Annotated in this window: 25 protein-coding genes and 1 pseudogene; 10 read left to right on the top strand and 16 right to left on the bottom strand. The window is 43.8% G+C overall.

Annotated features, from left to right (window positions below; genetic code table 11):
- Positions 1-68 precede the first annotated feature (68 nt).
- The 3 genes from IG80_RS0106955 to ddpX all read right to left on the bottom strand — a co-directional run bounded on the left by IG80_RS0106955 (position 69) and on the right by ddpX (position 2,985).
- Positions 69-1,214: a bifunctional 2-C-methyl-D-erythritol 4-phosphate cytidylyltransferase/2-C-methyl-D-erythritol 2,4-cyclodiphosphate synthase gene (locus IG80_RS0106955; RefSeq protein ID WP_032113088.1), complete on the bottom strand. Its 1,146-nt coding sequence runs from the start codon at positions 1,212-1,214 to the stop codon at positions 69-71.
- 9 nt (positions 1,215-1,223) lie between these two features.
- Positions 1,224-2,336 (bottom strand): tRNA 2-thiouridine(34) synthase MnmA, encoded by a 1,113-nt coding sequence (mnmA, locus tag IG80_RS0106950; RefSeq protein ID WP_052046188.1) that lies wholly within the window; start codon positions 2,334-2,336, stop codon positions 1,224-1,226.
- Between the two features lie 109 nt (positions 2,337-2,445).
- Positions 2,446-2,985, bottom strand: a complete 540-nt coding sequence (gene ddpX, locus IG80_RS0106945) for a D-alanyl-D-alanine dipeptidase (RefSeq protein WP_032113087.1) — start codon at positions 2,983-2,985, stop codon at positions 2,446-2,448.
- A 30-nt stretch (positions 2,986-3,015) separates the two neighbouring features.
- Here ddpX and tsaB point away from each other — a divergent pair, with 30 nt between their 5' ends.
- Entirely contained in the window at positions 3,016-3,681 is a 666-nt protein-coding gene (gene tsaB, locus IG80_RS0106940; protein WP_084756212.1) for a tRNA (adenosine(37)-N6)-threonylcarbamoyltransferase complex dimerization subunit type 1 TsaB, read from the top strand.
- Positions 3,682-4,131 (top strand): ribosomal protein S18-alanine N-acetyltransferase, encoded by a 450-nt coding sequence (rimI, locus tag IG80_RS0106935; RefSeq protein ID WP_032113085.1) that lies wholly within the window; start codon positions 3,682-3,684, stop codon positions 4,129-4,131.
- Here rimI and IG80_RS16560 read toward each other — a convergent pair.
- From IG80_RS16560 to IG80_RS0106925, 3 genes are read right to left on the bottom strand one after another with little or no spacing between them, the layout of a single operon-like run.
- Complete coding sequence (locus IG80_RS16560; RefSeq protein ID WP_198027254.1) at positions 4,128-5,060, bottom strand: MFS transporter; 933 nt, start codon at positions 5,058-5,060, stop codon at positions 4,128-4,130. The genes rimI and IG80_RS16560 overlap by 4 nt on opposite strands.
- A 17-nt stretch (positions 5,061-5,077) precedes the next feature.
- A complete protein-coding gene (locus tag IG80_RS16555; protein ID WP_198027253.1) occupies positions 5,078-5,701 on the bottom strand; it encodes an MFS transporter in 624 nt (207 codons plus the stop codon).
- A gap of 3 nt (positions 5,702-5,704) precedes the next feature.
- The gene (locus IG80_RS0106925; protein ID WP_032113084.1) at positions 5,705-6,727 is read right to left on the bottom strand and encodes an HlyD family secretion protein; all 1,023 of its coding nucleotides are present in this window, start codon (positions 6,725-6,727) and stop codon (positions 5,705-5,707) included.
- A gap of 212 nt (positions 6,728-6,939) precedes the next feature.
- Between IG80_RS0106925 and IG80_RS0106920 the strand changes: the two genes are divergently transcribed.
- The 5 genes from IG80_RS0106920 (at position 6,940) to IG80_RS0106900 (ending at position 12,322) form a co-directional block, all read left to right on the top strand.
- Positions 6,940-7,581: a TetR/AcrR family transcriptional regulator gene (locus tag IG80_RS0106920; RefSeq protein WP_232224346.1), complete on the top strand. Its 642-nt coding sequence runs from the start codon at positions 6,940-6,942 to the stop codon at positions 7,579-7,581.
- A 48-nt stretch (positions 7,582-7,629) separates the two neighbouring features.
- On the top strand, positions 7,630-9,099 hold the full coding sequence (locus IG80_RS0106915; RefSeq protein ID WP_032113083.1) for an efflux transporter outer membrane subunit: 1,470 nt from the start codon (positions 7,630-7,632) through the stop codon (positions 9,097-9,099).
- On the top strand, positions 9,086-9,589 hold the full coding sequence (locus IG80_RS0106910; protein WP_052046186.1) for a phosphatidylglycerophosphatase A family protein: 504 nt from the start codon (positions 9,086-9,088) through the stop codon (positions 9,587-9,589). The genes IG80_RS0106915 and IG80_RS0106910 overlap by 14 nt, the downstream gene beginning before the upstream one ends.
- A 123-nt stretch (positions 9,590-9,712) precedes the next feature.
- Complete coding sequence (gene ettA / locus IG80_RS0106905; RefSeq protein WP_032113082.1) at positions 9,713-11,395, top strand: energy-dependent translational throttle protein EttA; 1,683 nt, start codon at positions 9,713-9,715, stop codon at positions 11,393-11,395.
- Positions 11,396-11,794: 399 nt separating this feature from the next.
- On the top strand, positions 11,795-12,322 hold the full coding sequence (locus IG80_RS0106900) for an Lrp/AsnC family transcriptional regulator (RefSeq protein WP_052046185.1): 528 nt from the start codon (positions 11,795-11,797) through the stop codon (positions 12,320-12,322).
- Positions 12,323-12,747: 425 nt separating this feature from the next.
- On the opposite strand, the gene IG80_RS0106895 is transcribed toward IG80_RS0106900, so the two are convergent.
- The 7 genes and pseudogenes from IG80_RS0106895 to IG80_RS0106865 form a co-directional block, all read right to left on the bottom strand.
- The gene (locus tag IG80_RS0106895; RefSeq protein WP_052046184.1) at positions 12,748-13,638 is read right to left on the bottom strand and encodes a polyprenyl synthetase family protein; all 891 of its coding nucleotides are present in this window, start codon (positions 13,636-13,638) and stop codon (positions 12,748-12,750) included.
- A 24-nt stretch (positions 13,639-13,662) separates the two neighbouring features.
- On the bottom strand, positions 13,663-13,911 hold the full coding sequence (locus tag IG80_RS0106890) for an exodeoxyribonuclease VII small subunit (protein ID WP_032113081.1): 249 nt from the start codon (positions 13,909-13,911) through the stop codon (positions 13,663-13,665).
- Between the two features lie 40 nt (positions 13,912-13,951).
- Positions 13,952-14,796 (bottom strand): annotated as a pseudogene (locus IG80_RS16795) (3-hydroxybutyryl-CoA dehydrogenase).
- Positions 14,797-14,872: 76 nt separating this feature from the next.
- Positions 14,873-15,805 (bottom strand): electron transfer flavoprotein subunit alpha/FixB family protein, encoded by a 933-nt coding sequence (locus IG80_RS0106880; protein ID WP_032113080.1) that lies wholly within the window; start codon positions 15,803-15,805, stop codon positions 14,873-14,875.
- The gene (locus IG80_RS0106875) at positions 15,805-16,545 is read right to left on the bottom strand and encodes an electron transfer flavoprotein subunit beta/FixA family protein (RefSeq protein ID WP_032113079.1); all 741 of its coding nucleotides are present in this window, start codon (positions 16,543-16,545) and stop codon (positions 15,805-15,807) included. The genes IG80_RS0106880 and IG80_RS0106875 overlap by 1 nt, the downstream gene beginning before the upstream one ends.
- A gap of 14 nt (positions 16,546-16,559) precedes the next feature.
- Positions 16,560-17,114, bottom strand: coding sequence for a cob(I)yrinic acid a,c-diamide adenosyltransferase (locus tag IG80_RS0106870; RefSeq protein WP_032113078.1), 555 nt, complete (start codon positions 17,112-17,114; stop codon positions 16,560-16,562).
- A 1-nt stretch (position 17,115) separates the two neighbouring features.
- On the bottom strand, positions 17,116-17,286 hold the full coding sequence (locus IG80_RS0106865) for a twin transmembrane helix small protein (protein WP_032113077.1): 171 nt from the start codon (positions 17,284-17,286) through the stop codon (positions 17,116-17,118).
- Positions 17,287-17,774: 488 nt separating this feature from the next.
- On the opposite strand from IG80_RS0106865, the gene IG80_RS0106860 reads away from it, so the two are divergent.
- The 3 genes from IG80_RS0106860 (at position 17,775) to IG80_RS13995 (ending at position 20,474) form a co-directional block, all read left to right on the top strand.
- Positions 17,775-19,106, top strand: coding sequence for an MFS transporter (locus tag IG80_RS0106860; RefSeq protein ID WP_032113076.1), 1,332 nt, complete (start codon positions 17,775-17,777; stop codon positions 19,104-19,106).
- A gap of 73 nt (positions 19,107-19,179) precedes the next feature.
- The gene (locus IG80_RS16550; RefSeq protein ID WP_032113075.1) at positions 19,180-19,620 is read left to right on the top strand and encodes an MFS transporter; all 441 of its coding nucleotides are present in this window, start codon (positions 19,180-19,182) and stop codon (positions 19,618-19,620) included.
- An 8-nt stretch (positions 19,621-19,628) separates the two neighbouring features.
- Positions 19,629-20,474: an MFS transporter gene (locus tag IG80_RS13995; protein WP_269517174.1), complete on the top strand. Its 846-nt coding sequence runs from the start codon at positions 19,629-19,631 to the stop codon at positions 20,472-20,474.
- Between the two features lie 194 nt (positions 20,475-20,668).
- On the opposite strand, the gene trkA is transcribed toward IG80_RS13995, so the two are convergent.
- The 3 genes from trkA to IG80_RS0106835 are packed head-to-tail and all read right to left on the bottom strand — an operon-like array spanning position 20,669 to position 25,688.
- Complete coding sequence (gene trkA, locus IG80_RS0106845; RefSeq protein WP_032113073.1) at positions 20,669-22,045, bottom strand: Trk system potassium transporter TrkA; 1,377 nt, start codon at positions 22,043-22,045, stop codon at positions 20,669-20,671.
- On the bottom strand, positions 22,042-23,466 hold the full coding sequence (gene ntrX / locus IG80_RS0106840) for a nitrogen assimilation response regulator NtrX (RefSeq protein WP_032113072.1): 1,425 nt from the start codon (positions 23,464-23,466) through the stop codon (positions 22,042-22,044). Before ntrX ends, trkA begins: the two co-directional genes overlap by 4 nt.
- Positions 23,466-25,688, bottom strand: coding sequence for a sensor histidine kinase NtrY-like (locus tag IG80_RS0106835; protein WP_052046183.1), 2,223 nt, complete (start codon positions 25,686-25,688; stop codon positions 23,466-23,468). The genes ntrX and IG80_RS0106835 overlap by 1 nt, the downstream gene beginning before the upstream one ends.
- Positions 25,689-25,693 lie beyond the last annotated feature (5 nt).

The following is a 25,693-nucleotide window of genomic DNA, read 5'->3' as shown; positions in this document are numbered from 1 at the left end:
TCTAAGTCTGTCTTACTCTCTCTTCGCTCAAGTCTATTTGAAGAAATGATGCATAAAAGAGAGGCAGATTACTCAAAAATAACGGTTGCGGTTGCCTGCACGGCCAACCCTTCGCCGCGCCCCAGAAACCCTAGCTTTTCTGTGGTGGTCGCTTTGATACCGATACGCTCTGGAGAAATCTTGAGTAATGTTTCTAGTGAGGCAAGAAACTGTTCCCTATAGGGTGAGAACTTTGGTTTTTCACCAATTAGTGTTATATCGACGTGATTAAGACGCCCACCTCTTTGCTTCATCCGTTCCAAAGCATAAAGTAAAAATCTGGTTGAATCAGCTCCGCGCCATTGAGGATCGGTCGGCGGGAAATGAGTGCCAATATCCCCATCTCCAATGGCGCCAAAAATGGCATCGGTTAAGCTATGCAACGCCACGTCCGCATCAGAATGCCCTTTAAGAGCAAGAGTTCCTGGAATAAACACCCCTAAAATCATCATTCCTCCCCCCGGGATTAACTGATGCACATCAAAGCCACTCCCAACACGTACATCAGGTGAAAATTTTGTCATCATGGTAAGATCCTCTGGGTAGGTGATTTTAATGTTTTTAGCGTCCCCTTGGCAAACAACAACTTTAAGACCTAACGCTTCAAATAAAGAGGCATCATCAGTAAAATGAAATTGCTCTTTAAACTGCTCATGTGCGTTTAATAACATGGGGTAGTGGAAACCTTGTGGCGTTTGGGCTAACCAAAGATGATCGCGGGAAATAGTCGCCGTAATCCGCTTCGTTGTATCTGTTTTTTTCACCGTATCACTGACGGGTAGCGCGGGGATACATCCAGCATTTTCGTTTAATTGATGAATAACGCGGTCAATGAGTTCTCCAGATACAAAGGGGCGCGCTGCATCATGAACCAGAACGAGGTCAGGCTTTTTATCCTTCAACGCTTTGAGCCCAGAAAAAACAGAAGCTTGGCGTGTGTCGCCTCCCTTAACAGGAGCGAGAAGTTTAGCGTGGAGATGGATGCATGCCTCATAATGCGCCCCGTCATTCTTACCAATCACTACTACCACATCCGTGATTTTAGAATGGTTTAAGAAAACCTCGAGCGTTTGACACAAAATAGCCTGGCCATTTAAATAATAATATTGCTTGGGCAATTCACCGCCTAAACGATTGCCCGAGCCACCAGCAACAATGACAACAGCAACTTTCATGGTCTATATCTATACCTCTTCTCTGGAAATCCAACCACCACCAAGGACGCGATCACCGTCATAAAGAACGCACGCTTGACCTGCTGAAACGCCATATTCCGGCGTCACAAACTCAATAACAGCTTGATGGTTACCCCGAACAGTAACCTTTGCCTGAAGCCCTGGTTGAGTGGAGCGAATCTTAGCATTTGCTTCTTTTCCGGTGATAAACTCAGATTTATCTGTCAGCCAGTTCATCTCATTGATCAACAATCTTGTTTTCGCCAACGCTTCTTTGGGTCCAACAACCACCTGACGATTTACAGGGTCAATCTTAACTACATAAAGCGGATCAGCAGCCGAGATACCAAGCCCCTTACGTTGCCCAATGGTATAGTTAATGATCCCTTGGTGCTGACCTAAGACACGCCCTTGCCCATCAACAATCTCACCTGGATCAAGAGCACCTGGGCGGAATTTCTCTACAACCGCGGCATATCCTCCAGTTGGCACAAAACAAATATCTTGGCTATCCGGTTTATCGGCAACAACCAGACCAAACCGACGCGCATGTTCTCTGGTTTCCGTTTTTGGCATGCCGCCTAAGGGAAAGTGGAGATAGTCGAGCTGCTCTTGTGTGGTGGTGAATAAGAAATAGCTTTGGTCGCGCGTATGATCATGGGCGCGGTGCATTTCAGCCTGACCATTGTGGACGAGACGACGCACATAATGGCCGGTCACGAGAGCCTCTGCACCTAGTTCCTTTGAAGTGGTCAAAAGGTCGCGGAATTTGACACGTTGATTGCAGCGCACACAAGGGATTGGTGTTTCACCTTGCAGATAGCTGTCCACGAAATCATCAATAACGTTTTGCTTGAAGATATTTTCATAATCCAAAACATAATGAGGAATGCCTAACTTATCGGCAACCGTTCTCGCATCATAAATATCCTGCCCTGCGCAACAGGCACCCTTTTTATTGACCATCGCCCCATGATCATAAAGTTGCAGCGTGATACCGATCACCTTATAACCAGCTTCTACCATCAGCCCAGCTGTGACGGAAGAATCAACTCCTCCCGACATAGCTACCGCCACCAGTGCCCCGTCAGCAACACCCTCAAGTTTTATTTTTGTCGACATTTTTTAGTTTTTACTTAAAATTTATAAATTATACCCATAATCCCATCGCTTCAAGTATTCTGGGTATACCATTAACGTAAGCACTATCCTATGAAATCTCAAGCAGCTTTTATAACGCTTCATGGCCCAAAATCAACGGATATTCCCGTGGTTTAAACAATTGATAGTGCCACCACTCATTGAGGTATAAATCCCACCCCGCACTCATCATGATACCAAGCAACAAATAGCGATTGTGGGCTGCTTGTTTGGAGATCATTATCGTACCGTGGTGAGAGGCAACTTCAAAGCTATCAAAAGGAGTCCCCATATCAAGCTCATTACCCTTCTCATCGATGAGAGTTAAATCTACCGCGATACCCCTTGTATGATGCGAGCCACTTTGTGGGGGAGCAATATAGTTTGAATCAGGACAAATTGACCAAAGTTTTTCTTGGGCTGCTTGCGGACGATAGGCATCTAAAATTTTAAAGCGCAATCCTTGCGCTGCAGCTAGTTCAATTGCCACCTCTAATCGAAAAAGCGCATCTTGGTGGAGAAAACAGCGCGGTGACGCATAAATAACCTCCGCCGTAAAATTATTAGGTGTTGCATATCGCATATCTAACACAATATTATGTGTTAATTCCGTAATTTCTATTAACGACATTTTATTTGCCTTTGTGTTTAAGAGAACCTCATGATGGAATTTGATCCCACAATTCTTGCCTTTGATACAACGGGGACTGAAGATTCAATCTCGTTATATCATAAAGGTGTGACCACAAGCAAAGTTTTACCAAGGGGGGGCAGTCAGTTGCAATCCTCCATTTTGGTGCCCAGCTTACAATCATTATTGTTGACACAAAACTTGAGCTTCAAAGACGTAAATTTTCTCGCGACAATTTCTGGGCCAGGTTCCTTTACAGGGATCCGGATTGGTCTTGCCACCGTCCAAGGATTGTTGATTGCCGGCCACTATCATCCAGTAGTGCCAACATTGTTGGAGCTCCTGGCCTTTGCTGCAATTGACAAAAAAAATCCATCAGCTAAAATCTTAAGTATTGTTGACAGCAAACGTGGCGATTACTTTTGTCAGACATTTACGACCCAGCTGGCCCCTTGCGATGAGGCCCAAATGCTGACTCTTGCCGAAATTCAAAACTTCAGCAAGGACATCTTATTGGTAAGCAATAAGGCTGTTTCGGAGCTGCCAGATCTGTATGTACCACAAGAATCTGTGGCCGCCTTACTCATCCAATTTTGCCAACATCAAGCAGCGGGCGAGAGAGGAGACCGGTATCAAAAGGTAGTTCCCTTTTACATTCGCAATCCTGAGTTTAAAAAGCAAAAACGGTTTACTTGAATGCTATTATCTCTCCGCGCACTCAACTACTCTGATGCGCCGCTATTGGCTGCCATTCACAAAAAGAGTGTGGAAAATTTATGGAATGAAGCGGAGTTTCTAACACTCCTCCAAAACCCTTGTTATGGCGGATGGTTGGCTGTATGGCAAGACCAACCCATTGGTTTTATTCTGGGAAGCTTTATACCCCCCGATGCAGAAATCTTAACCTTTGCGGTTTTACCAGAGCGGCGGCGTCAATCAGCGGGCAAACAACTTCTGACGCATTTTTTACAGGAATGCCCATCCAGTGTTCATACCATCTTTTTGGAGGTGGACCGTACGAATTTAGCGGCCATCCACCTTTACAAAAAATTAGGATTTAAAACCGTTGGCTCTCGGAAAAATTACTATCAACATACAGATGGAACAACCACCGATGCCAATGTGATGCGATTTAAAAAGATTTAATGAGCCTCAGTAGGGGATTGATCAACATTAACCTTTTTTAAAAAAGGCATAGCCAAAATCATTAAAAAGAAAATAATCGCCAATAACAAATAAAGGTTGTTAAAAGCAATAACTGTGGCTTCTCGTTGAGCCATTTGATAGATGAGCTTCACCGCTCCCAGATCATTATCTGGTACAGAACCGATATCTCCAAGCTTGGCACTAAACCCTTCATAAACTTGAAGAGCTTTCTCACTGGTGGCAGTGACATTTTGCCGCAAAATACCATAACTTTCTTTAGTCCAGTTAATCCAAAAAGTATTAAAGACAGCTAAGCCAATCGCACCGCCAAGGTTACGCATGAGGTTATAAATACCACTGGCATTTTTAATAGCGCTGACAGGCAACGTCCCAAGGGCAATTGAATTGATGGGCAAGAAACACAACATTAAGGAGAGACCCCGTAAAGCCTGAGGCAGGAAAAACTCCCAAAAAGCAGAATCAGAGGTTTGCGCCGAATTCAGCAATGCTGACATTCCAAACATGAAAAAGCCCATCCCGAGCATTATTCGCAAATCCATCTTTTTGGATAAAAAGCCAGCTATAGGGGCGGAGAAAAACTGAAAAATACCCGTTATTGTGACGTACATTCCTATCTGGAGACTATTTAATCCTCGCACAACACCCAGCTGTAGCGGCAACAAATAAACCATGACATAAAGACCAAGACCAATAATAAAACTAAATATACAGCCAACCGCAAAGTTAAAATTTTTGAAGGCATAAAAATCAATGACCGGGTTTTGAATAGTGAGTTCGCGATAAATCAATAAAATACCACTGCTGGCTGAAACAATAGTGAAAAAGATAATTTCTGCGCTATCAAACCACCCATCGCGCACGCCCTCTTCAAGAATATATTGCAAGCAACCAAGGCTAACGGCAATCAACAAAATCCCGGGTATATCTATTTTTTTAAAAGGTTGAGGTTAGGCTTGTCCACGTCCACAAAATACCACGTGACTAAAGAAACAGCAATCCCAGGAATAACATTGATTAAGAAGAGGTAATGCCAAGAGAATTGGTCCGTCAAATATCCTCCCAAAATAGGGCCAGTGGTCGGCGCAATGGTAACAACGCTGCCAACAATAATTGTTAAGCTCGCCTGGAGGCGTTTGGGAAAGGTTGTGTAAATAATACTAAAGACTGTCGGGATCAGAATGCCGCCAAAAAAACCTTGTAAAGCGCGGAAAACAATGATTGAGCCAATACTCCACGAACATGCAGTGGCCACACTCATAACCGTAAACATAAAGCAACAGCCAGCAAATAGATAGCGAGTAGAGAAGATCTGTACCAACCAACCTGTGAGCGGAATAACAATTACTTCGGCAATGAGATAGGCTGTTTGTACCCAAGTGATTTGATCGGAGGTAGCGGAAATACCCGCCTGGATTTCAGCGATGGAGCTGGCCACGATTTGAATATCAAGGACCGCCATAAACATCCCAAAAACCATCCCGACAAAGCCGATCCATTGTTTGGTGGTGGGCTCAGGAATGTCGTGCGTTGCTGTAGGTGCACTTGCCATGGGTTAACTCGTTCTTACATGAACAATGCTTGACATTCCTGGTTTCAAAATGGACAGATCCGTCCCTTCCTGAAAACAAATTTTAACTGGAATACGGCGAACAATTTTCGTGAAGTTCCCTGTGGCATTTTCGGGGGGTAGAATACTGAATTCAGAGCCACTCGCCGGCGCCAAACTATCTACTTTTCCTTGGAATGTTACTCCCGAAAAACTATCAATGGTAATTTTTACTTTTTGTCCTGGTTTCATGTTGCCAATTTGGGTTTCTTTGAAGTTTGCTTCCACCCAAATTTCATTATCTGGAATAAGATAAACTAATGATAAACCTGGGCGCGCTAATTGTCCCACCTGGACGCCACGATTACCAATAAGCCCATCTTTGGGCGCCACGATTATTGTATTTTGCAAATCAATTTGAGCCAGATCAATCGCCGCTTCAGCCTTTTTAGATTGAGCCTTAGCTTCACTCATTTGTGCAGTGATAACTTTGAGTTGAATGGTCGCCGCCTCATATATAGCTTGGCTTCTTTGAACCGACGCCACAGCATTCTTATGATCAGAAACCGCCTGGTCGTTCAATTGCTCAGAAATCGCACCATCTTTAATTAAGGATGTTGTACGCTTAAATTCTTTTTCGGCCCGAACAAGCGTTGCTTTCGCGGCATTGACACCAGCTTGAGCCTCTTTAATCGTTTCTTCTTGCGCAAGATGTTGATTTTCCAAGGTTGTCAGACGTGCCTTTAACGATTCGGCTTCAGCCTGTGCCCCATCCAGTTGAGCCTTAAAATCACGCTGGTCGATTTTAGCAATGACATCACCCTTTTTGACATGTTGGTTATCTTCAATCAAAACATCTGTCACATAGCCTGCTACTTTTGGGCTAATGATGGTCATATTCCCCTTAAGATACGCGTCATCGGTGCTTTCCATACCTCGGATAAAGAAAAACCAATAGAGGAGACCAAGGGTAATTACCCCTAGCACAATCAGAACGAGTCGTTTTTTAATTTCGTGCGAAAGTGGCATTTTGTTTACTTGATAAACTAAACTGTTTAGTTTAACTTAGTCTTAAAGTTAACAATTAGTCAATAAGTTTAATGAATGAGGTTAGGACGTATCGGCGTTTGGGGATGGGGATGATTTTGAGAGATTTTTATCTGAGAATCTTTCCAACTTTTGCCAGATGCGTTCCTTTCCTTCAAAAAACTAAAAAAAATTTGCAGGAAAAAAGGGTCACAATGGACTCCTATCACCAAATGTCGATACGTCCTAAGATATCTCGAAAATATGAGTCAATATTAAATGCGGCCACCCGCGTTTTTTCAGAAAAAGGCTATAGTATTGCCAGTATGGAAGAAATTGCAGCAGCCGCCCCCGTGTCCAAAGCGACTCTTTATTCTTACTTTAAAGATAAAAAACAGCTCTTTGCCGAAATGATTTTAAATCGATGCGGCCAACTCGCCCAAACCATTGATAGGGCGGTGGATACAGAAGTAGATTTACACAAGGGCTTACAGAAAATCGCCCGCCAATTTAATGAGCTCACCCAATCGCAAGAATCCGTTTGTATTCATGGCCTCATCATCGCCGAAAATAAACAATTCCCTGAATTAGCTGAGGTATTTTATTCATCGGTGAAAATGATTATAGAATCATTGGCAAAATATTTAGAAAGCGTAGCCGCCCAGGGCAGCCTTACATTTGCTAACCCTCGCCAATCCGCGGTGATGTTTTTGAACATGTTAAAAGGCGAATGTTTTACGAAACTATTGTTAGGAATACACTCACCACAAACAAAGCAAGAGCAAGAAGAACTGATTGATGCAGCTATTCATGTTTTTATTCAAGGTCATGTGTCCCCCTCAGGGGTAAAAACATGAATTCTCTCGATGTTATAAATTTATCTCTCCAATCATGATGAGTCTAAAATGCTAAATTCTCGTGCCATCGTTTTTTTTCCATTGGCTCTATTGCTGTCATCTTGTACCGTGGGTCCTGATTATGAACGCCCGTCAGAAACAGGTCCCAGTGCCTGGATAAACGGGGAGGCAAATAAGGCAGAAACAACAACAGCGACCGCTGATCATACGTGGTGGCATTGTTTTAATGACCCCCTCTTAAGCGACTTAGTGGGTCAAGCTTATCAGCAGAATCATGATATTAAGATTGCCATTGAACGGTTGCGTCAATCCCGCGCAGAATCGGGGGTAGCATTTGGTGATCTGTTCCCCCAGCTCGCAGTTTCAAGCCAGGTTGAGCGTGAACGCAACACTGTTACTGCCTTTCCGGTAACAACACCGTTTTCAGCATCTCAAGCTCACTTCGATATGTCGTGGGAAATCGATTTGTTTGGTAAAAATCGCCGCAAGTTGGAGGCACAAGAAGCTCTTTCTGAGGCTACGCTCGCCAATCTAAAAGCGGTTCAAGTATCCATTGTGGCGGAGGTTGCCCGCAACTATATTGATTATCGCTTGAACGAAGAATTGCTGCACATTACGGAAGAAAATGTGAGTACTCAGCAACAAACTGTTAACTTAATAAAGAAACAATTTTCCGCAGGTCAAGCAGCGCGTTTTGATTTCTTACGTGCCGATTCACAGTTAAAGACAACACGGGCACAACGACCCAGATACGCTGCCGCTAAAGCAGCAGCTCAGTATCGAGTAGAAGTCTTGCTAGGCTTGCGACCAGGCGCATTAACCACCACTTTAAGTCCAAAAAATAGTGTGCCTGTCGCGCCGCTTAAGTTTGCCTTACAGTCCCCGGTTGCGGTGATTCGCCAACGGCCCGATGTAGAGGCTGCCGAACGCCAACTCGCCGCCGCCACAGCAATGGAAGGCGTTGCGATCGCTAATATGTATCCGCATATCTCGTTGACTGGGTTCTTTGGTGCTTTGTCTGCCGGATCCTTAGGATTTGGTGTAAGTTCATCAGATACCTCCCGGTTATTTTCTGGGGAAAACCGTGCTTGGTATGGAGCAGGCGCTGTCTCGATGCCTCTCTTCACCTTTGGTAAAATTCAAAACGCCATTGAGTCAGCCAAATCAGAAGGCAAGCAAGCACTCTACATCTATGAACAAACGATCTTAAAAGCGCTGTCGGAAATTGAAACAGCACTCAAAGACTTTGACCAAGAACAACAGCGAACCCACTCTTTGAATGGGGCCGTCACTGATACCAAACAAGCTGTCGATATCTCGCACAAGCGTTATGTCCAGGGATTAACTTCCTTGTTGGAAGTATTGGATGTGGAGCGCAACCTCTTTGCCTTGCAAGAACAACTTGCTGAATCACGGGCGACTCAAGCCGGAAATCTCATTCGGCTCAATAAAGCGGTTGGGGGTGGTTGGCAAATCATTGTTGAAAAAAGCGTCGAAAAAGCAAATGAAGAGAAATAATCTTAGGAAGTCACTTCGAGTGATAAGATTTCTAGCCTCAGGTTTTGGCACTGGCCATCTCCCTTATATGCCCGGCACGTGGGGAAGTTTGGTTGCTATCCCGTTTGCCTGGCTTTTAGCACCGTTTGGTTGGCAAGGAATGCTAATTGCCACAGTCATTAGTTTTTTGCTAGGATGGGGGCTGTCGAATAAGCTGCTGCTTGACTCACCGGAAGACACAGACCCAAGCTATATCGTCATTGACGAAATTGCGGGGCTGCTATTCACTTACTGTCTCGTACAGCTAGTTAAGAGTGAGCTTTCTTCAGGGGCAATAGCTCTCGGATTTCTTATGTTTCGTCTCTTTGATATTTGGAAACCCTTTCCCATTGGGTGGGTGGAAATAAGGCTGGCAAGTTCTCCTAGAACTTCTGGCTTAGGGATAATGGTTGATGATATAATTGCAGCGATACCGGCAGCAGCACTTACCATTTTAGTCCTTTTTTTCTAAATTGCTTGAGATTTAGAAAAAAGCTGCTTATACCTAAAATACCTTAAGAAGGCGGATTTTTCAGGTGTTTTAGATATGTTTATTAGATATCTATTTTTAATTTGTGCGTGAGAGGAAAAAACGATGTCCAGTTATCAATATATTTATGTCATGAAGGGAATGACGAAAATATTCCCCGGCGGTCGTGAGGTTTTAAAAGATATTTGGTTATCCTTTTTCCCAGGTGCAAAGATTGGGATTATCGGCCCCAACGGGTCGGGGAAATCAACTCTCTTAAAAATTATGGCAGGGCTTGATACCGACTTTAATGGCGAAGCTTGGGCCGCCGATGGGGTCAAAGTTGGCTATTTGCCTCAAGAACCTGAACTTGATTCCACTTTATCAGTGATGGACAACATTTTATCTGGCTTGGCTGAAACCAAAGCATTGCTAGATCGCTTTGACCAAGTCAGCGCTCGTTTTGCTGATGAGCTTTCCGATGAAGAAATGAACGCTCTCATCAATGAGCAAGGGGAACTACAAGAAAAGATTGACGCTGCCGATGCGTGGGACTTATCCCGCAAAGTGGAAATTGCAATGGATGCATTGCGCTGCCCTGCCGGGGACGCGGACATGAGCAAACTTTCGGGTGGGGAAAAGCGCCGGGTGGCCTTATGTCGCTTGCTGATGCAAAAGCCAGATATGCTATTACTCGATGAACCAACCAACCACTTGGATGCCGAATCCGTTGCTTGGCTGGAACGCTATCTGAAAGACTATAATGGTACAGTGGTGCTCATCACCCATGATCGTTACTTCCTCGACAATGTGGCCGGATGGATCCTTGAATTGGATCGTAGCCAAGGCATTCCTTACGAAGGTAACTATTCTAGCTGGTTGGAACAAAAACAAAAACGACTTGAAGTTGAAAGTCGCCAAGAATCCTCACGCCAAAAACAACTGGCGCGGGAGTTAGACTGGATCCGCCAGTCACCAAAAGGTCGCCAAAGCAAGAGCAAGGCTCGTATCCAGGCTTATGAAAACTTGTTGAATCAAAATTATGACGAGGGCAAAGGTGATGGCGCCATCTTTATTCCTGCCGGTGCCCGTCTTGGGGATGTGGTGATTGAAGCAGAACACTTGCAAAAAGCCTTTGGTGGTCGTTTGCTCATTGATAATCTTGATTTCCGCCTCCCACGCGGTGGTATTGTTGGTGTCATTGGTCCTAATGGCGCTGGTAAAACAACTCTCTTTAAAATGATTTCTGGACAAGACCAGCCTGACAGCGGCACCCTTCGTCTGGGCGAAACTGTGGTCCTTGGGTATGTTGACCAATCCCGCGATGCTTTAAATTCAAACAAAACTGTTTGGGAAGAAATTTCCGGCGGCAATGATGAAATCACCCTCGGCAAACGCACGATTCCCAGCCGCGCCTATTGTGGACTGTTCAATTTTAAAGGGGCAGACCAGCAAAAGAAAGTGGGACAGTTGTCAGGTGGGGAGCGCAACCGGGTTCACCTTGCCAAGGTTCTGCAAACAGGCGCTAACGTATTGATGCTCGACGAGCCCACCAACGATCTTGATGTGGAAACCTTACGCTCCCTCGAAGAAGCGCTCCTCGATTATGCTGGTTGCGCCATTGTCATCAGCCATGATCGCTGGTTCCTCGACAGAATCGCCACCCACATTTTAGCCTTTGAGGGCGATAGCCAGGTTGTCTGGTTTGAAGGGAACTATGAATCTTATGAAGCCGATCGCAAACGTCGCTTAGGGGTCGCCGCGGATCAACCACACAGGATTCGTTTTAAGCCACTTGAACGCTCATAAAAAGTTATAGTTAGTGGCAGAAAAAAGGTCAAAATGGATTGGGGTAAGATAAGTTCCCCCAATTTACTTATCTCTCACAAGGAGCAAATGCCCCATGGTAATCTCCCTGTTTTATCTTCCTCGAGAGTCCCACGGTGCGCCGTCAACCTCACAATTGTAGGTTAATAAGAAAAATGCATAGTTTGCCTATTTCCTAATATTAAACTGGTGGTACGTTATTTGAAAAAAATAAACTATGGGTTTATTAACCCAATGAGATGCCTGGTTTTTGGGCTTTATTAAAAATAATTTTCCAATTCTATTTTAATTTTTGTAAAAAATCTTGCAAAACTGTCACACTTTCTTGTCAAGTACATGAAAAACCTCAGTTTCACCTTGGAGTGTTGCTCAAGCAATGCTATGACAAAGGCAACATTATTTTTATTTCCGTTTATTGAGGTTTATCTCGTGTCTAATTTTGATGAAATTGATTTGCAAATTTTAAAAGATCTCCAAAACGATGGTCGCTTGACCAACGTTGAATTGGCCCGTCGCGCTGGCATTTCTGCCCCTCCTTGCTTGCGTCGCGTACGTGCCTTAGAAGATCTAGGAGCGATCAAGGGTTATCACGCTAATGTAAATGCTCCTGCCTTGGGATTTGGTGTCTCCGTTTTCGCACAAGTGGGTCTCAGCAGCCAAAGTGATGCTGATCTGAGAGCTTTTGAAGCGAAAGTAATGGAATGGCCATTGGTTAGAGAATGTCACATGGTCGCTGGTGATGCTGACTTTTTATTGAAAATTGTTGCGCGCAACTGGGATGAATATCAACAATTCCTCTCCACTGAATTAACCGTTACGCCCAACGTTAAAAACATAAAAAGCAAATTAGTTGTCCGTAGCTCAAAATATCTTCCAGGCGTTCCCATCGAAGAAGTAAAAATCGGCTAAAAGTTAAATAGGAAATTCGCTCCCTATTATAGAGCCTCACCCTGAGGAGCCCTTTCATAAGTGAGGGCTTCTCAGGATTGTAACCAGTGAGCGACTTGTGTTTTGTAGACCTTAATAAACCACTGGTCCACCTCTTGCCCATCCTCAAGTGTTCCTAGCATATAAGGAAATAGCCCTTCGTGTGTCTGGCTCGGATAAAATGCCTGAACAAGTCAACGTCGTGGGGTGGGATCGCGTAACATCTGCCGTGATTTATCTTTAAACTCAAGCACTTGGGTACCAACTGAATAAAAAACTCCCATAGGTTTAGGGAGTATTACCTCTTTGGCAAAACTGCTAGTTGTAAATAAAAAAGAGAAGAATAGGAGAGTTATCATTTTTTACACCAAAGGATTAAGGAGAACAAGAGGGGCGCCCCTCTTATCTCAGTTACTGCGATTGAGCACCCAAGGAATCAATGCTTGAAGAATGCCGCCACCGTGGGGAAGTTGTTCAAGGAGATGTAAAGCATCACTCACTAGCTTCGCCAGCAATTCTTTCGCGCCATCCACCCCTAAAAGATTAATCAGATTATGTTTACAAGCGTCTTGCGCCACAGGTTTACCTGTTGTTGCTGTATCTCCTTCGACGTCTAACAAATCGTCGGTAATCTGAAAAATAAGACCAAACAACCGGCCAAATTGTTTGAGAAAGTTGATTTCTCCTTCTGAGGCGCCTGCAATAATCGCAGCAGCCTGACAGCTTGCGCCAATCAAACAACCTGTTTTTAGCTGCTGCATATCTAAAACAGCGTCGACATCATTGTTCTCTTTTGGAAAGAGATCATACATTTGCCCAGCAACCATTCCTTGGGCGCCAGATTGACAAGCTAACATTGCCACCAATTCAGCTCTGGTTGAGGGCCCAAGATAGGCTTCTTCTGCAATCACTTGGAACGCCAATGTCATCAAGGCATCACCCGCAAGAATCGCTGTTGGGACATCAAATTGCTTCCAGACACTAGGTTTACCCCGTCTTAAACAGGAATTATCCATGTCAGGGAGATCGTCATGAACCAAGGAATAGCAATGGATCAGCTCAATTGCTGCAGCTACTGAATCAACTTCTTCATGAGGGACATCATAAATATCCGCAACTGCATACGCTAAAAAGGGCCGCAATCGTTTGCCGCCATCCGTTAAAGCATACGCCATCGCCGCGTCTAATTTTTCGTGAGATTGAGATTTTTCTAAAAGGGTTGTGAGATATCCTTCGACACGCTGTTGAACCTCTCGTAAGCGCTGCTGAAAATCTAATTTTTCTGAAGATTTGGTCATAAGATTACTCTGATATGATTATGTTTATTCAGCATCGAAGGGAGCGAGAGAGGCTCCCCCAGGCCCAGTTAAGACGACCTGATCAACACGTAGTTTTGCTGCTTGCAACTTTGTCTCACAATGATTTTTCAAAAGCGTGCCCCGCTCATAGGCCTGAATCGCTTCTTCAAGAGGCAACCGTCCTTCTTCCAGGCGGCGCACCAAAATTTCGAGCTCCTGCATAGCTTGCTCAAAAGAGAGTTCGTCTACACCGTTTGTCGTTTTTTCTGTCATTAGCTTTCTCTATGTCACACCTAGGTTCTGTGAACAAAATTTAAGTATAACTATAAAATCCTTTACCGCTTTTGCGCCCTAACCAACCTGCATTCACATAATTGATTAATAGTGGACACGGACGATATTTACTATCACTGAAGCCTTGATGCAAGACTTGCATGATAGCAAGACAGGTGTCGAGGCCAATTAAATCAGCCAGTGCCAATGGGCCCATAGGCTGGTTAGTTCCCAATTTCATTGATATATCAATATCTTGCACCGTTGCTACACCCTCAAACAATGCATAAATTGCTTCGTTAATCATTGGCATTAAAATACGATTGACAATAAATCCAGGGTAATCTTTTGACACCACCATGGTTTTATTAAATTCCGCCACCAAATCAGACGCGATTTGAAACGTCGCTTCAGACGTTGCAAGCCCTCGTATCACCTCAACCAATTGCATCACCGGGACAGGATTCATGAAATGGAGTCCCACCACTTTGTCTGGTCGACTGGTTGCCGCGGCCAGCTCCGTAATGGAAATAGAAGAGGTATTCGTTGCTAAAATGCAATCAGAATTTACCACTTTATCCATCTCAGCTAGCAACTTTTGTTTAAGGGTGAGATTTTCTGAAACAGCTTCAATTATCAATTTGACCTTAGAATCACTCAGCTTTGACGTATAAGAAATATTGGCTTTCGCATTTTCCCATTGAGACTGGGTAATAAGATTTTTTTCAACTGGCGATCTAGATTAGCGGTAATGGCTGCTTCAGCTTTTTGGAGTTGCCCCTCAGAAATATCAATAAGCTCAACCTGGCACCCTGCTAATGCGGCCACATGAGCAATGCCATTCCCCATTTGCCCAGCTCCTAAAACTGCAATCTTTTCAATCATTAAGCACTCTACCTTTCAACCTCTATCCCGATCATCACCTGGCACCTAAGTGGTGGAATGACAGAGTATAAGCTCTCTACTTCTTAAAACTTTGAGTCAATTGTGGAACAACCTCAAATAAATCCCCAACAAAACCATAATCAGCAATTTGGAAGATGGGCGCATCGGGATCTTTATTGATCGCAATAATAGTTTTGCTCTCTTTCATTCCAGCCAAATGCTGAATTGCCCCCGAAATACCAACGGCGATATAAAGCTCAGGCGCAACCACTTTTCCAGTTTGCCCAACTTGATAGTCGTTTGGAACATATCCCGCATCAACAGCGGCACGGGATGCGCCAACAGCAGCACCTAAAGAATCGGCCAATTCGTCAATAATGTGGAAATTTTCTTTGCTTCCCACACCACGGCCACCAGAAACGACGATACGCGCAGAGGCAAGCTCTGGACGTTCACTTTTAGATTCTTCCAATTTAATAAAGCTGGAGGTCGTGATTTTGTCGGTGAATGCCCGCTTCTCAATGTTAGCACTACCTCCCATATCCGCTTTGTCAAAAGCAGTGGGACGGACCGTCATCACCTGCTGTTTATCCTGACTTTCCACAGTCATAAGAACATTGCCTGCATAAATTGGGCGTTCAAACACGGTTGGAGAAGCAACCTTAATCACATCAGAAATTTGCATCACATCCAATTTAGCAGCAATTCGTGGCAATAGATTCTTACCAAAAGTAGTCGCTGGTGCCAAAATGTGTGTATACTCTGACGCAATAGTTAAAATGGCTTTTTCGTAGGCTTCGGCAATCTGGTGCGATAAAGCAAGACCATCGATTTGGATAACCTTTTTAACGCCTTTAGTTTGAGCAATGTTACTCGCCAAACTATCAATATTGTGACCGCAAATCACCACATCCAAATCCGTGCTAATTGCTAACCCTGCTGTAATCGTGTGGAGGGTGGCAACCTTAACGGATTGACCATCTTGCTCAGCAATAATTAAAACGCGCATTAGATCACCCTCCGAATTTGTTCAACAATTTCACTAATATCAGACACTTTTTTGCCCCCTTGTCGTAGGGGAGGCTCAGACACTTTGACAACTTTCAAGTGTCGTTTAGAGTCAATGCCTATACTGTCTAAGGAAATTTGGCTGAGAGGCTTCTGCTTTGCTTTCATAATATTGGGGAGCGTTGCATAACGGGGAGTATTCAACCGTAAGTCGGTAGTAATGATCGCAGGCAATGTCAATTCAATTTCTTCTAAACCGCCATCAATTTCGCGCGCGACTTTTACTTTATCTCCCACAAGGTCAAGCGCTGAAATGAACGTTCCTTGCGGCCAATCGAGCAAGGCAGCTAACATTTGCCCAACCTGGTTACAATCGTCATCAATGGCTTGTTTACCCAATATCACTAAATCAGGTTTTTCTTCACTCACTACATGTTTGAGAGCCTTAGCAACAGTGAGAGACTCTGGTGATTCTTCGGATTCTATATGAATAGCACGATCAGCCCCCAGAGCAAGCGCCTGCCTTAAAGTGTCTTGTGCTGCTTTTGAGCCAAGACTCACCGCCACAATTTCATTAATCGTCCCTTTTTCTTTAAGTCGAACCGCTTCTTCCACGGCAATTTCATCGAAAGGATTCATCGACATTTTGACATTCACGATATCAACATCGCTCCCGTCACTTTTCACCCGAACTTTGACGTTGTAATCAACCACGCGTTTAACAGCCACTAAAACTTTCATTATCCCTCCACGGCCTAGCGATTGTCTCCAGGAATCCACAAGATATCATTCAAACCATTATGATTTGCGGCCCGGGCCATGACAAACAATAGATCCGACAATCGATTTATATATTTTACTATATCTAAATTTAACGGAAAATTTTCGTTTAAAGCAACTATATCTCGCTCAGCGCGACGTACAATTGCTCGGGCCATGTGTAAATATGCCGCAGCTGGGCTCCCCCCCGGCAAAATAAAAGAATTAAGTGGCGCTAGCTGCTCATTGAGGTTGTCAATCTGTTCTTCAAGCCATTCCACCTGTGTTGCAGCAATTCGTAAAGCCGGTTGAGCAAGGTCAGGCATACACAAATCTGCCCCCACATCAAACAAATCATTCTGGATGCGAGTTAATATAGCTTCAGTCTCTCTATTCCCCTGCACCCGACAAATCCCGATACTTGAATTTGCCTCATCAACACTTCCCAGCGCGGCGATGCGCAAATCAGATTTGGAGACGCGTGCCCCCGACCCCAGAGATGTTTTTCCCTTGTCGCCTCCGCGAGTATAAATACGAGTTAATATAACCATGCTAGCGCCCAAACCATAAGATTAAGAAAAAAATGCCTAGGGCTATTGCCTGTAGCAGAACGCGCCAGCGCATAGCTTCATTGGAATACTTAATGTCAAATTCCCCTCCTTTAAAAAAGCTAATCAAGCCAAATCCCAGTGCGCCCACAACTGCAGCTAACGCAATAAACATCAGAATTGTAAAAATGAGCCACTCCTTCTTGCTTAGATATTTTGCGGATTCTCCACACTACCAAGAACGATACCAGAATCACCTGCGCTAAAGTGTCGCAGTATTTCCTCTTAACGGCTGCTTTAAAAAGAAATAAAATTTCTAAAAACTCATTTTTTTAAGATCAAATATTCCAAATCAATTCCTACTTCTAATTTTTTACTTGCGTCTTACCCAAAAAACATTACATTGTTGGTAGCATGTCTGAAGATTAATAATCATTAATTTTGAGATTGATCCACAATATTTGAAAAAACGGAATTATGTCCAACTGATTTTCGGCTTCTTTAAGTATTTTGAATATAACTAACGAAATGGTTCTAAAAAAACAAAAAAATAAAGAATCATCTCCAAGTTCGTTCGAGGAAATTAGAGTTATTCTTGAACCTACTTAACCTAAACTGTTAGCATGGGGGAACTCCTCCCCAAAGTGAAAGGGAATGTTAATTATGAGCATAGCTGTCGAGCAAATAGACAAAGATAGCGAACTTCAACACCTGGAAACTGACAAAAGATCTTATCCTTCTGAAGTGATTGCCTGGACCATTTGGGGCTGCGCTGCCTTATTTTATCTCTATGAATATGTCCTACGTGTTTCTTTTAGTGTTATTACCGATGATTTGATGCGTGATTTTGGCGTTCAAGCCACGACTCTAGGGGTTTTGGTTTCTTGCTATTATCTCGCCTACGTACCACTTCAAATTCCATGTGGGGTTATCGTTGATCGATTTGGCGTCAGACCTGTTGTCACCTTTTCTGCTCTTCTTTGCTCAGTTGGCAGCTTACTTTTTGCTTACAGCAACAATTTATTTATTGCTGAGATTGCCCGTTTCCTGTTGGGCGCTGGATCTGCTTGCGCTTACCTTTCCTGCACCACTGTTGGGGCTAACTGGTTCCGTTCAGAACGCTTTGCCGTTATTGCAGGTGTCACAATGATGATGGGGACCTTTGGAGGGATGTTTGGAGGTAAACCATTCGCTATCCTAGCCAATGCTGTTGGTTGGCGCGATGCTATGCTCATTGCCGCAGCTGTTGGTCTTGGGGTTATGGCGGCTGCCTGGATTATCATTCGCGATCGCCAACCAGATCAACACTCGGTAAAATCCACTGCCATGATTCCAGCTAAAAACAATTTATTGCATGGGTTAAAAGTGATCGCTAAAAACCCCCAAAGCTGGTTGATTGGGGTTTACGGTGGCCTAATGTATGTGCCAATCTCGGCATTTGCGGAATTGTGGGGTGTCCCTTATTTAATGAAGGCACATGGCATTAATAACGAAACAGCTTCCTTTGCCAGTGCTATGGTTTTCCTTGGGATGGCAGCCGGAAGCCCCCTTGGAGCGATTCTCTCCAACATGATTAAAAGCCGGGTTAAAGTGATGTCTTGGTCGGCCATCACAACAATGGTTACTTTTTGCTGTGTCGTTTATATTCCCAATCTATCGTTAACAGTGACAAATGTCCTCTTATTTATGTCAGGCTTATTATGTGGGGGACAAATTCTTTATTTTGCTGCAGCTAAAGAGATTAATCCCGCCGAATATAGTGGGACAACGATTGGCTTTACCAATGCGTTGGTCATGTCCAGCGGCATTATTTTCCAACCCCTTCTTGGCGTTATCCTTGACTTTGTTTGGGATGGAACGATTAGCCATGAAGGAACCCCAGTCTATGATCTTGCTCATTATCAGCATGCCCTCACTGCTGTACCAATCTGCCTGCTTATTGCCTGGTTAATCATGCTCTTTGTACGTGAAACCTATCAAAACGAAGCCGCCTAACCGCTTCCAATAATAAAAAAACAGGAGAAGAAGTAATTCTTCTTCTTCGTATCTCTATTAAGGAACTTTAATAATGGTGAATTTTATTTCAAGCCATACTGACACATCAGAGGCCACAATCCCTTCTCTAAAATCCTGGATGATTTGGATTTGTGCGAGTCTTTTTTATTTTTATGAAATGATTTTGCGCGCTTCCCCAAGTGTTATGACAGACGATTTAATGCGTGATTTCGGTGTGGATTCAACAGCACTTGGGGTTTTAAGCTCATTCTATTATTACGCCTACGTTATCCTACAAGTTCCTTGCGGCATTATCGTGGACCGGTTTGGCACTCGACGGGTGGTTACATTTTCCACTCTGTTGTGTGTGATTGGCAGCTTGTGCTTTGCTTATAGTGATTCATTGCCACTTGCTCAGCTGGGCCGTTTTTTGATTGGTGCGGGCTCTGCCTGTGCGTTTATTAGTTGCCTTAAAATAAGTGCCGATTGGTTCTTGCCAGCACAATTGCCATAATCGCTAGTATGACGAATATGATGGGGACTGTTGGAGGCATGTTCAGTGGCCCTCCTTTCGCGTTCTTGATTAATAATTTTGGTTGGCGTCAAGCAACAATTATCGCCGCTTACATTGGAATTGGTCTTGCCTTTTTATGTTGGATTATTATTAAAGATCGGCGCCAAGGCTCTCTATCGAATAACAATAAAAACCCTCAGTCACACTTCTTAGTCGATCTCCTTTATATTGCGAGGCAACCTCGCCTTTGGATTTATGCTATTTTTGGTGGCTTGACGTATGTACCAATTTCAGCATTTTGTGAGCTATGGGCAGTCCCTTTCCTCATGAAAAAATATGGGATTACCAATGATATTGCTTCTTTTGCGAGTGTTATGTTGTATCTTGGTATTGCTATCGGCAGCCCAATTGCCGCTCAGATTTCTGATCGCTTAAACAATCGTGTGAGCGTGATGAGCCTGTCTGCCCTCTTTACCACCGTTATCTTCTTAAGCATTCTTTATATCCCCAATTTACCCCTCAATTTCATGTTCGGCATGCTCTTTATTGCAGGCGCTTTTAATGGTGGCCAGATTTTAAGTTTTGCGTGTGTTAAGGATGCTGTTCCGAATCGCCTGAGCGGCACAGCGATGGGCTTTACCAACGCAGTTGTCATGATGAGTGGGATTATTTTCCAACCTCTTCTTGGAATACTTCTTGATTTTTCTTGGGATGGGACCCTAGCTGCCGATGGAACGCGGGCTTACACCATTGATTCCTACCACGTAGCGATTTTAGCAGTACCGGCGTGTCTTTGTCTAAGTTGGATCTTGCTACGCTTTGCACGACACCAGCCAACTTCTCCCGTTTCATAAAAAAGGCTCTGAAAAAAGGCCTTCTTTCCCATTCTCGTTCGCAAGATTTTTTTGTCTAAATCTCTAAAATTCCAGACTAATTTTCTCAGATGGCCAACAAAGCGAGTTGGCTCTCCCTGAAGAAGCCAAGCGGAAAAAGGAGCCCAAAGATGGGATGATAGGAATTCCGCATATCAATTAGATTCATTATACCATTAAAGGTAGCTCAATCGAGTAGCAAACAATCTTTCAATCTTGGTAATTGTCTCTTTTGTGACGACTAATATCAGACGATCACCAACACGAACTGTAGTTTTGGGAGGTAAGATAAAGGTTTGATTTCCACGCCTGAGGCCTGCTACTAAAATATGCCCTTTAATATTGATGTCTTCCACAGAAAGCCCGATGACGTTACTTGATTCTTGGGCTTCGGCTTCAATCACCTCCACGTCACCATTGCGCAATGAATGCACCGAACGAAGTTCCCCCTGGCGTACGTATTGCAAAATAGAGGATACCGTAATTGAATGCGGGCTGATAATTGCATCGACCCCCATAGAGGTCACAAGCGAAGAATAATCCATATTATTTAATAGCGTCATAGCCCGAATAGCTCCTTCTTTTTTAGCAAGGAGTGAGGCAAGAATATTCACTTTGTCATCCTGGGTTACTGATATAATGGTTTCGGCCTCTTGAATGTTCGCTTCTTTCAATAGCTCAACATCAAGCACATCGCCGCATAAAACCTCTGTGGTTTTCAGCTGACGTGCCACGTATTCAGCCCGCTGGGGATTTTTCTCAATGACCTTAGTCTGGAAATTCTTCAGGGTCTTTTCAATCTCAGCAGCCAGGGTTAATCCTATACTACCACCTCCCATGATTAACACGCGTCGACCATAGTGATGTTGAAAATTAAAAGCTTCCATAATTTGGTGTATTTGGTCTCGATGGGCGATAAAATAGACTTCATCGTTTAAGAGAAGGTGCTCATCCCCACTTGGAATAAAGAGGTCACCACCCCGATAAATACAAGCAATGATAAAGTCAAGTTTGGCAAATAAATTAGGAATAAGCCGCAATGGTGTATTTAAGATTTGAGAGAGTTGGCCACAACGCACCCCAACCATTTTTAGATCTTCACCCAAAAGAGGAATTACATCAAAAGCGCCCTGAACACGGATACTACGACTAATGGCCTTAGCGACTTCAACTTCTGGCGAAATAATGTAGTCAATGGCAAGGTGAGCCGGACGAAATAAGTTTACCCAATCGGGATCTAGATAACTTTGGTTCCTGATGCGGGCGATCTTTTTTTGTACATTAAATAAAGAATTAGCCACTTCACAGGCCACAATATTGACTTCGTCGGATGCTGTAACAGCTACAAAAAGATCTGCTTCTGGTGCTCCTGCTCGCTCCAATACCTCTGGATGGGAAGCATAACCCACAATCGGTTGTACATCAATCGCATCACTGATACGACGAAGTAGGTCCTCTGATTTATCGATAATCGTAACGTCATTTGCGCCAACAGCTAAATACTTCGCAAGGTTAAAACCAACACGACCCGCGCCAGCTATAACAACTTTCATGCAATCTGTACCTCAGTTGCTGACTCAGGTTCTTCATCGTGACCTCGACCTTCATGCACCCCTAAGGCTCTTAGTTTTCTGTGCAAAGCCGACCTTTCCATCCCCACAAAGCGGGCTGTCTTTGAAATATTGCCCCCAAAACGATTAACCTGTGCTAGTAAATATTCCCGTTCAAAGGCCTCACGTGCTTCTCTAAGTGGCATGACAACAATGCTTGGGCTACCCAAATAGTTAAAGGAAGTGTCGGAGCGAATTTCCGGCGGTAACATATCTACAGTCACAGGATCTTTGGCGCCACCTGGTGCCATAATCAAAATCCATTCAATTATATTGCGTAATTGCCTAATATTACCAGGCCACTCATACGATTGCAGAACAATTGTCGCCTCTTCACTCAAAATCCGTATCGGCCTGCCGTGAGTCAGTGCTGCTTGCTGCATAAAATATTGCATTAACAAGGGGATATCTGTCACCCGCTCTTGAAGTGAGGGTATGATAATAGGCACCACATTCAAACGATAGTATAAATCTTCACGAAAATGACCATCTTTAATCGCCTGCAAAATATTAGTACTGGTGGCTCCAATAATGCGCACATCCACTTCAATTTTTTGATGATCCCCTAAACGACAAAAAGATTGATCTTGTAAAACACGAATTAGTTTACTTTGAGTAGGAAGAGGTAAATCAGTAATCTCGTCTAAAAAGAGTATGCCTCCGTGAGCTTGTTCTAATAGACCTATTTTACGCGGTACTGTTGGGTCTAACCCCATAATCTCAGTGCCAAAAAGCTCTGCCTCGAGACGATCAGGATGTAATGAGGCACAGTTTAGAACGACAAAAGGCCCATTGGCACGACGGGACAGTTGGTGAATTTTGCGAGCCACGACTTCTTTACCTGCCCCTGAAGGACCATTAATCAAAATACGACTATTCGTTGGGGCTGCTTTTTCAATTTGTTGGCGAATCTGAATAATGGCTTGTGAGTTACCAATTAAATCAAGAACACCGCCTGATTTTAGCTTGAGCTCCGCATTTTCCCGGCGCAGCTTAGCTGTTTCAACGGCTCGCTGCACCACGAGAAGCAATCGTTCGGCATCAAATGGCTTCTCTAAAAAGTCATAAGCTCCGCGTTTAATGGCAGCGACGGCTGTTTCAATGGTGCTATGGCCACTAATCATAATTACTGGAACGTAGGGATGATCCCGTTTAATAATTTCCAAAATCTTAATACCATCACGTTCATTATCACCAAGCCACACATCCAAAATGACTAAGCTTGGTTGACGAAATTTAATCGCATTCAGGGCAGAGGTGCCATCTGCTGCTTGGCGCGCCGCATATCCTTCATCCTCAAGAATGCCTGCGACTAATTCCCGAATATCGGCTTCATCATCAACAATTAAAATATCCTGTGCCATCAGTTATCTGCTCGCTTTGTTGGACTTAAAAACTCTATAACTACTTTAGCGCCACCAAGATGGCTATCTGTTAATTCTAATTTTCCACGATGATCTTCTACAATCTTAGCCACAATTGCAAGACCAAGACCCGTCCCTTTTGAATGGGTGGTATAATAGGGCTCTGTCAATCGTTCACGCCCCTGCACTGGAAAACCTGGACCATTATCTTCAATAACTACGCGGCATTTTGAACTCGACTTTTCAATACTAAGTTGAATAATTGGCTGTCCAGGTTTATTGCTTCCTGCTATTTCGTCTAAGCTTACAGCATTGATCGCATTTTGCAAAACGTTTGTTAAAACCTGTCCCAGCTGATCTGCATCACAATCCACAATTAATGAGTCATCCACCACGTTAAAAATAAACTTAATTTCTGGGTGAGCTTGACGTTGCAAGAAAATTGCTTGGCGCGCTAAATCAATAATGTTTTCTGGTTTCATTTCTGGATCTGGCATCCGAGCAAAAGACGAAAATTCATTGACTAACTTACCAATTTGAGAGACTTGGCGAATAATAGTATCAGTACAAGCCTGAAATGTTGCCGGATCATTGGTAATTTCTTTTAAATAGCGCCGTTTTAGGCGTTCTGCTGATAATTGAATGGGGGTCAATGGATTTTTAATCTCGTGGGCAATCTTGCGGGCCACGTCTGACCAAGCAGCTTTACGCTGTGCCGAGACTAGTGGCGTTACATCATCAAAAGTAATGATGAAACCCCGTTGTTTTTTGTGGGATTGATCCACCACAATCCCCGTTTGCAAAATCGATACCATATTGCCGCGTACAATTGTGACTTGCTTTAACAGAGGGGCATCTGTTTCAATTTCATTTTCCATGAGTAATTGGATAAATTCTGGACTTATTTGTCTTAAAGAGCGGTTTTTTGGATCAATTTTTACATCTAAAAGTTCGCGTGCTCGACCGTTCATTAACACGATTTGAAAGTTCTTATCAATACTCATAACACCTGCTGAAATACGCGCCAAAATCGTTTCCATAAACTGGCGCCGTTGGTCAATTTGGGTATTTGCTTTGATGAGATCTTGGCGTTGATTCGCAAGCTGATACGTCATTTTATTAAAAGCTTCAGCCAAATTCCCGAGCTCATTATTCATCGAGCCTTCAGCCGTCACGTGGACATCCAAATTGCCCTGACTCACCTCTTCAGCAGCCGTAATCAACCGCATAATCGGCCGCACAAATAGGTTTGCCACCGTCAACCCAGCCCAGGCTGCAGCCAACAACAACAATAATGCGACCATGGAGAAAAATAAGACAAAGGTGATTTGTAGACCTGAGCGCTGGGCATCAAGGCGATTATATTCAGCAATAGCCCCTTTTGTTTGGGCAACATGCTGCAACACAGCAGGATCGACAAACTTACCGATATAGAGATAAGTTTCCGTGAGATCATCGAGCTTCATAAGGGCTCGAACTCGGTCCCCCCCCTCACTTGATACCACAACAATTTCCCCCAATTGGGCCCGATCAAATGAGTTACTGATGACCTTTTCGAATTCAAGGGCAAAAGTAAAATACGCCCGCGCCACCACCTGCCGGTTGACATCAAAGATAATGGCTTCATCGATCCCACGTTGTTCCGTGAGCTTGGTCAGTTTTTCTGCTAAAATCTCTGGCACATATACTAATGCTGCAATTTGGGGGCTCAGTTGTGCTGCGATTTCTTGAGCATCATGGGAAATTGTTTTGGAATGTTCATTGAGATAGGCTTCAGCAACAACACGGGCTTCACTCAAAGCAGAACGTACTGGCTGACCAAACCAAGCATGTAACCCCACATTAAAAAAGAGAGCTGAAAAAATAGTCACAAAAATGCTAGGTGTAATCGCCACAAAAGCAAACAATGCGGAAATTTGGACATGTAACCTTGAGCCAACGGAGCCACGGCGACGAGCTACCCATAGTTCAATAATTCTCTTAGCAACAACAACCGCCAACAACATCATGAGGGTAAGATCAAGATAAATGAGAGGCAATACACGACTTGATTTATCAGCAAATGGATCAGAACCGGTGAGAACTATATAGGTCGCAAAACCCGATAAAATTGCAGCAATGCTTAAGACAAGACCTAGACGACGCAACAAAAAATCACTCTGAGAAAGAGCCAGTATTTTGTTGGTAAGCTGTTGAAATGGTGATTTATAAGGCAATTGCATCAACA

It is taken from the genome of Candidatus Paracaedibacter symbiosus (genome assembly GCF_000757605.1).
GTDB lineage: Bacteria > Pseudomonadota > Alphaproteobacteria > Paracaedibacterales > Paracaedibacteraceae > Paracaedibacter_A > Paracaedibacter_A symbiosus.
The sequence above is the reverse complement of the archived record's forward strand: the minus strand, read 5'-3'. Positions and strand labels throughout refer to the sequence as shown.

Bases quoted from the DNA above. Each gene is read 5' to 3' on its own strand.
- IG80_RS0106955 (WP_032113088.1), bottom strand. From the start codon at position 1,214: ATGAAAGTTGCTGTTGTCATTGTTGCTGGTGGCTCGGGCAATCGTTTA.
- mnmA (WP_052046188.1), bottom strand. From the start codon at position 2,336: ATGTCGACAAAAATAAAACTTGAGGGTGTTGCTGACGGGGCACTGGTG.
- ddpX (WP_032113087.1), bottom strand. From the start codon at position 2,985: ATGTCGTTAATAGAAATTACGGAATTAACACATAATATTGTGTTAGAT.
- tsaB (WP_084756212.1), top strand. From the start codon at position 3,016: ATGATGGAATTTGATCCCACAATTCTTGCCTTTGATACAACGGGGACT.
- rimI (WP_032113085.1), top strand. From the start codon at position 3,682: ATGCTATTATCTCTCCGCGCACTCAACTACTCTGATGCGCCGCTATTG.
- IG80_RS16555 (WP_198027253.1), bottom strand. From the start codon at position 5,701: ATGGCAAGTGCACCTACAGCAACGCACGACATTCCTGAGCCCACCACC.
- IG80_RS0106925 (WP_032113084.1), bottom strand. From the start codon at position 6,727: ATGCCACTTTCGCACGAAATTAAAAAACGACTCGTTCTGATTGTGCTA.
- IG80_RS0106920 (WP_232224346.1), top strand. From the start codon at position 6,940: ATGGACTCCTATCACCAAATGTCGATACGTCCTAAGATATCTCGAAAA.
- IG80_RS0106915 (WP_032113083.1), top strand. From the start codon at position 7,630: ATGCTAAATTCTCGTGCCATCGTTTTTTTTCCATTGGCTCTATTGCTG.
- IG80_RS0106910 (WP_052046186.1), top strand. From the start codon at position 9,086: ATGAAGAGAAATAATCTTAGGAAGTCACTTCGAGTGATAAGATTTCTA.
- ettA (WP_032113082.1), top strand. From the start codon at position 9,713: ATGTCCAGTTATCAATATATTTATGTCATGAAGGGAATGACGAAAATA.
- IG80_RS0106900 (WP_052046185.1), top strand. From the start codon at position 11,795: ATGACAAAGGCAACATTATTTTTATTTCCGTTTATTGAGGTTTATCTC.
- IG80_RS0106895 (WP_052046184.1), bottom strand. From the start codon at position 13,638: ATGACCAAATCTTCAGAAAAATTAGATTTTCAGCAGCGCTTACGAGAG.
- IG80_RS0106890 (WP_032113081.1), bottom strand. From the start codon at position 13,911: ATGACAGAAAAAACGACAAACGGTGTAGACGAACTCTCTTTTGAGCAA.
- IG80_RS0106880 (WP_032113080.1), bottom strand. From the start codon at position 15,805: ATGCGCGTTTTAATTATTGCTGAGCAAGATGGTCAATCCGTTAAGGTT.
- IG80_RS0106875 (WP_032113079.1), bottom strand. From the start codon at position 16,545: ATGAAAGTTTTAGTGGCTGTTAAACGCGTGGTTGATTACAACGTCAAA.
- IG80_RS0106870 (WP_032113078.1), bottom strand. From the start codon at position 17,114: ATGGTTATATTAACTCGTATTTATACTCGCGGAGGCGACAAGGGAAAA.
- IG80_RS0106865 (WP_032113077.1), bottom strand. From the start codon at position 17,286: ATGTTTATTGCGTTAGCTGCAGTTGTGGGCGCACTGGGATTTGGCTTG.
- IG80_RS0106860 (WP_032113076.1), top strand. From the start codon at position 17,775: ATGAGCATAGCTGTCGAGCAAATAGACAAAGATAGCGAACTTCAACAC.
- IG80_RS16550 (WP_032113075.1), top strand. From the start codon at position 19,180: ATGGTGAATTTTATTTCAAGCCATACTGACACATCAGAGGCCACAATC.
- IG80_RS13995 (WP_269517174.1), top strand. From the start codon at position 19,629: ATGACGAATATGATGGGGACTGTTGGAGGCATGTTCAGTGGCCCTCCT.
- trkA (WP_032113073.1), bottom strand. From the start codon at position 22,045: ATGAAAGTTGTTATAGCTGGCGCGGGTCGTGTTGGTTTTAACCTTGCG.
- ntrX (WP_032113072.1), bottom strand. From the start codon at position 23,466: ATGGCACAGGATATTTTAATTGTTGATGATGAAGCCGATATTCGGGAA.
- IG80_RS0106835 (WP_052046183.1), bottom strand. From the start codon at position 25,688: ATGCAATTGCCTTATAAATCACCATTTCAACAGCTTACCAACAAAATA.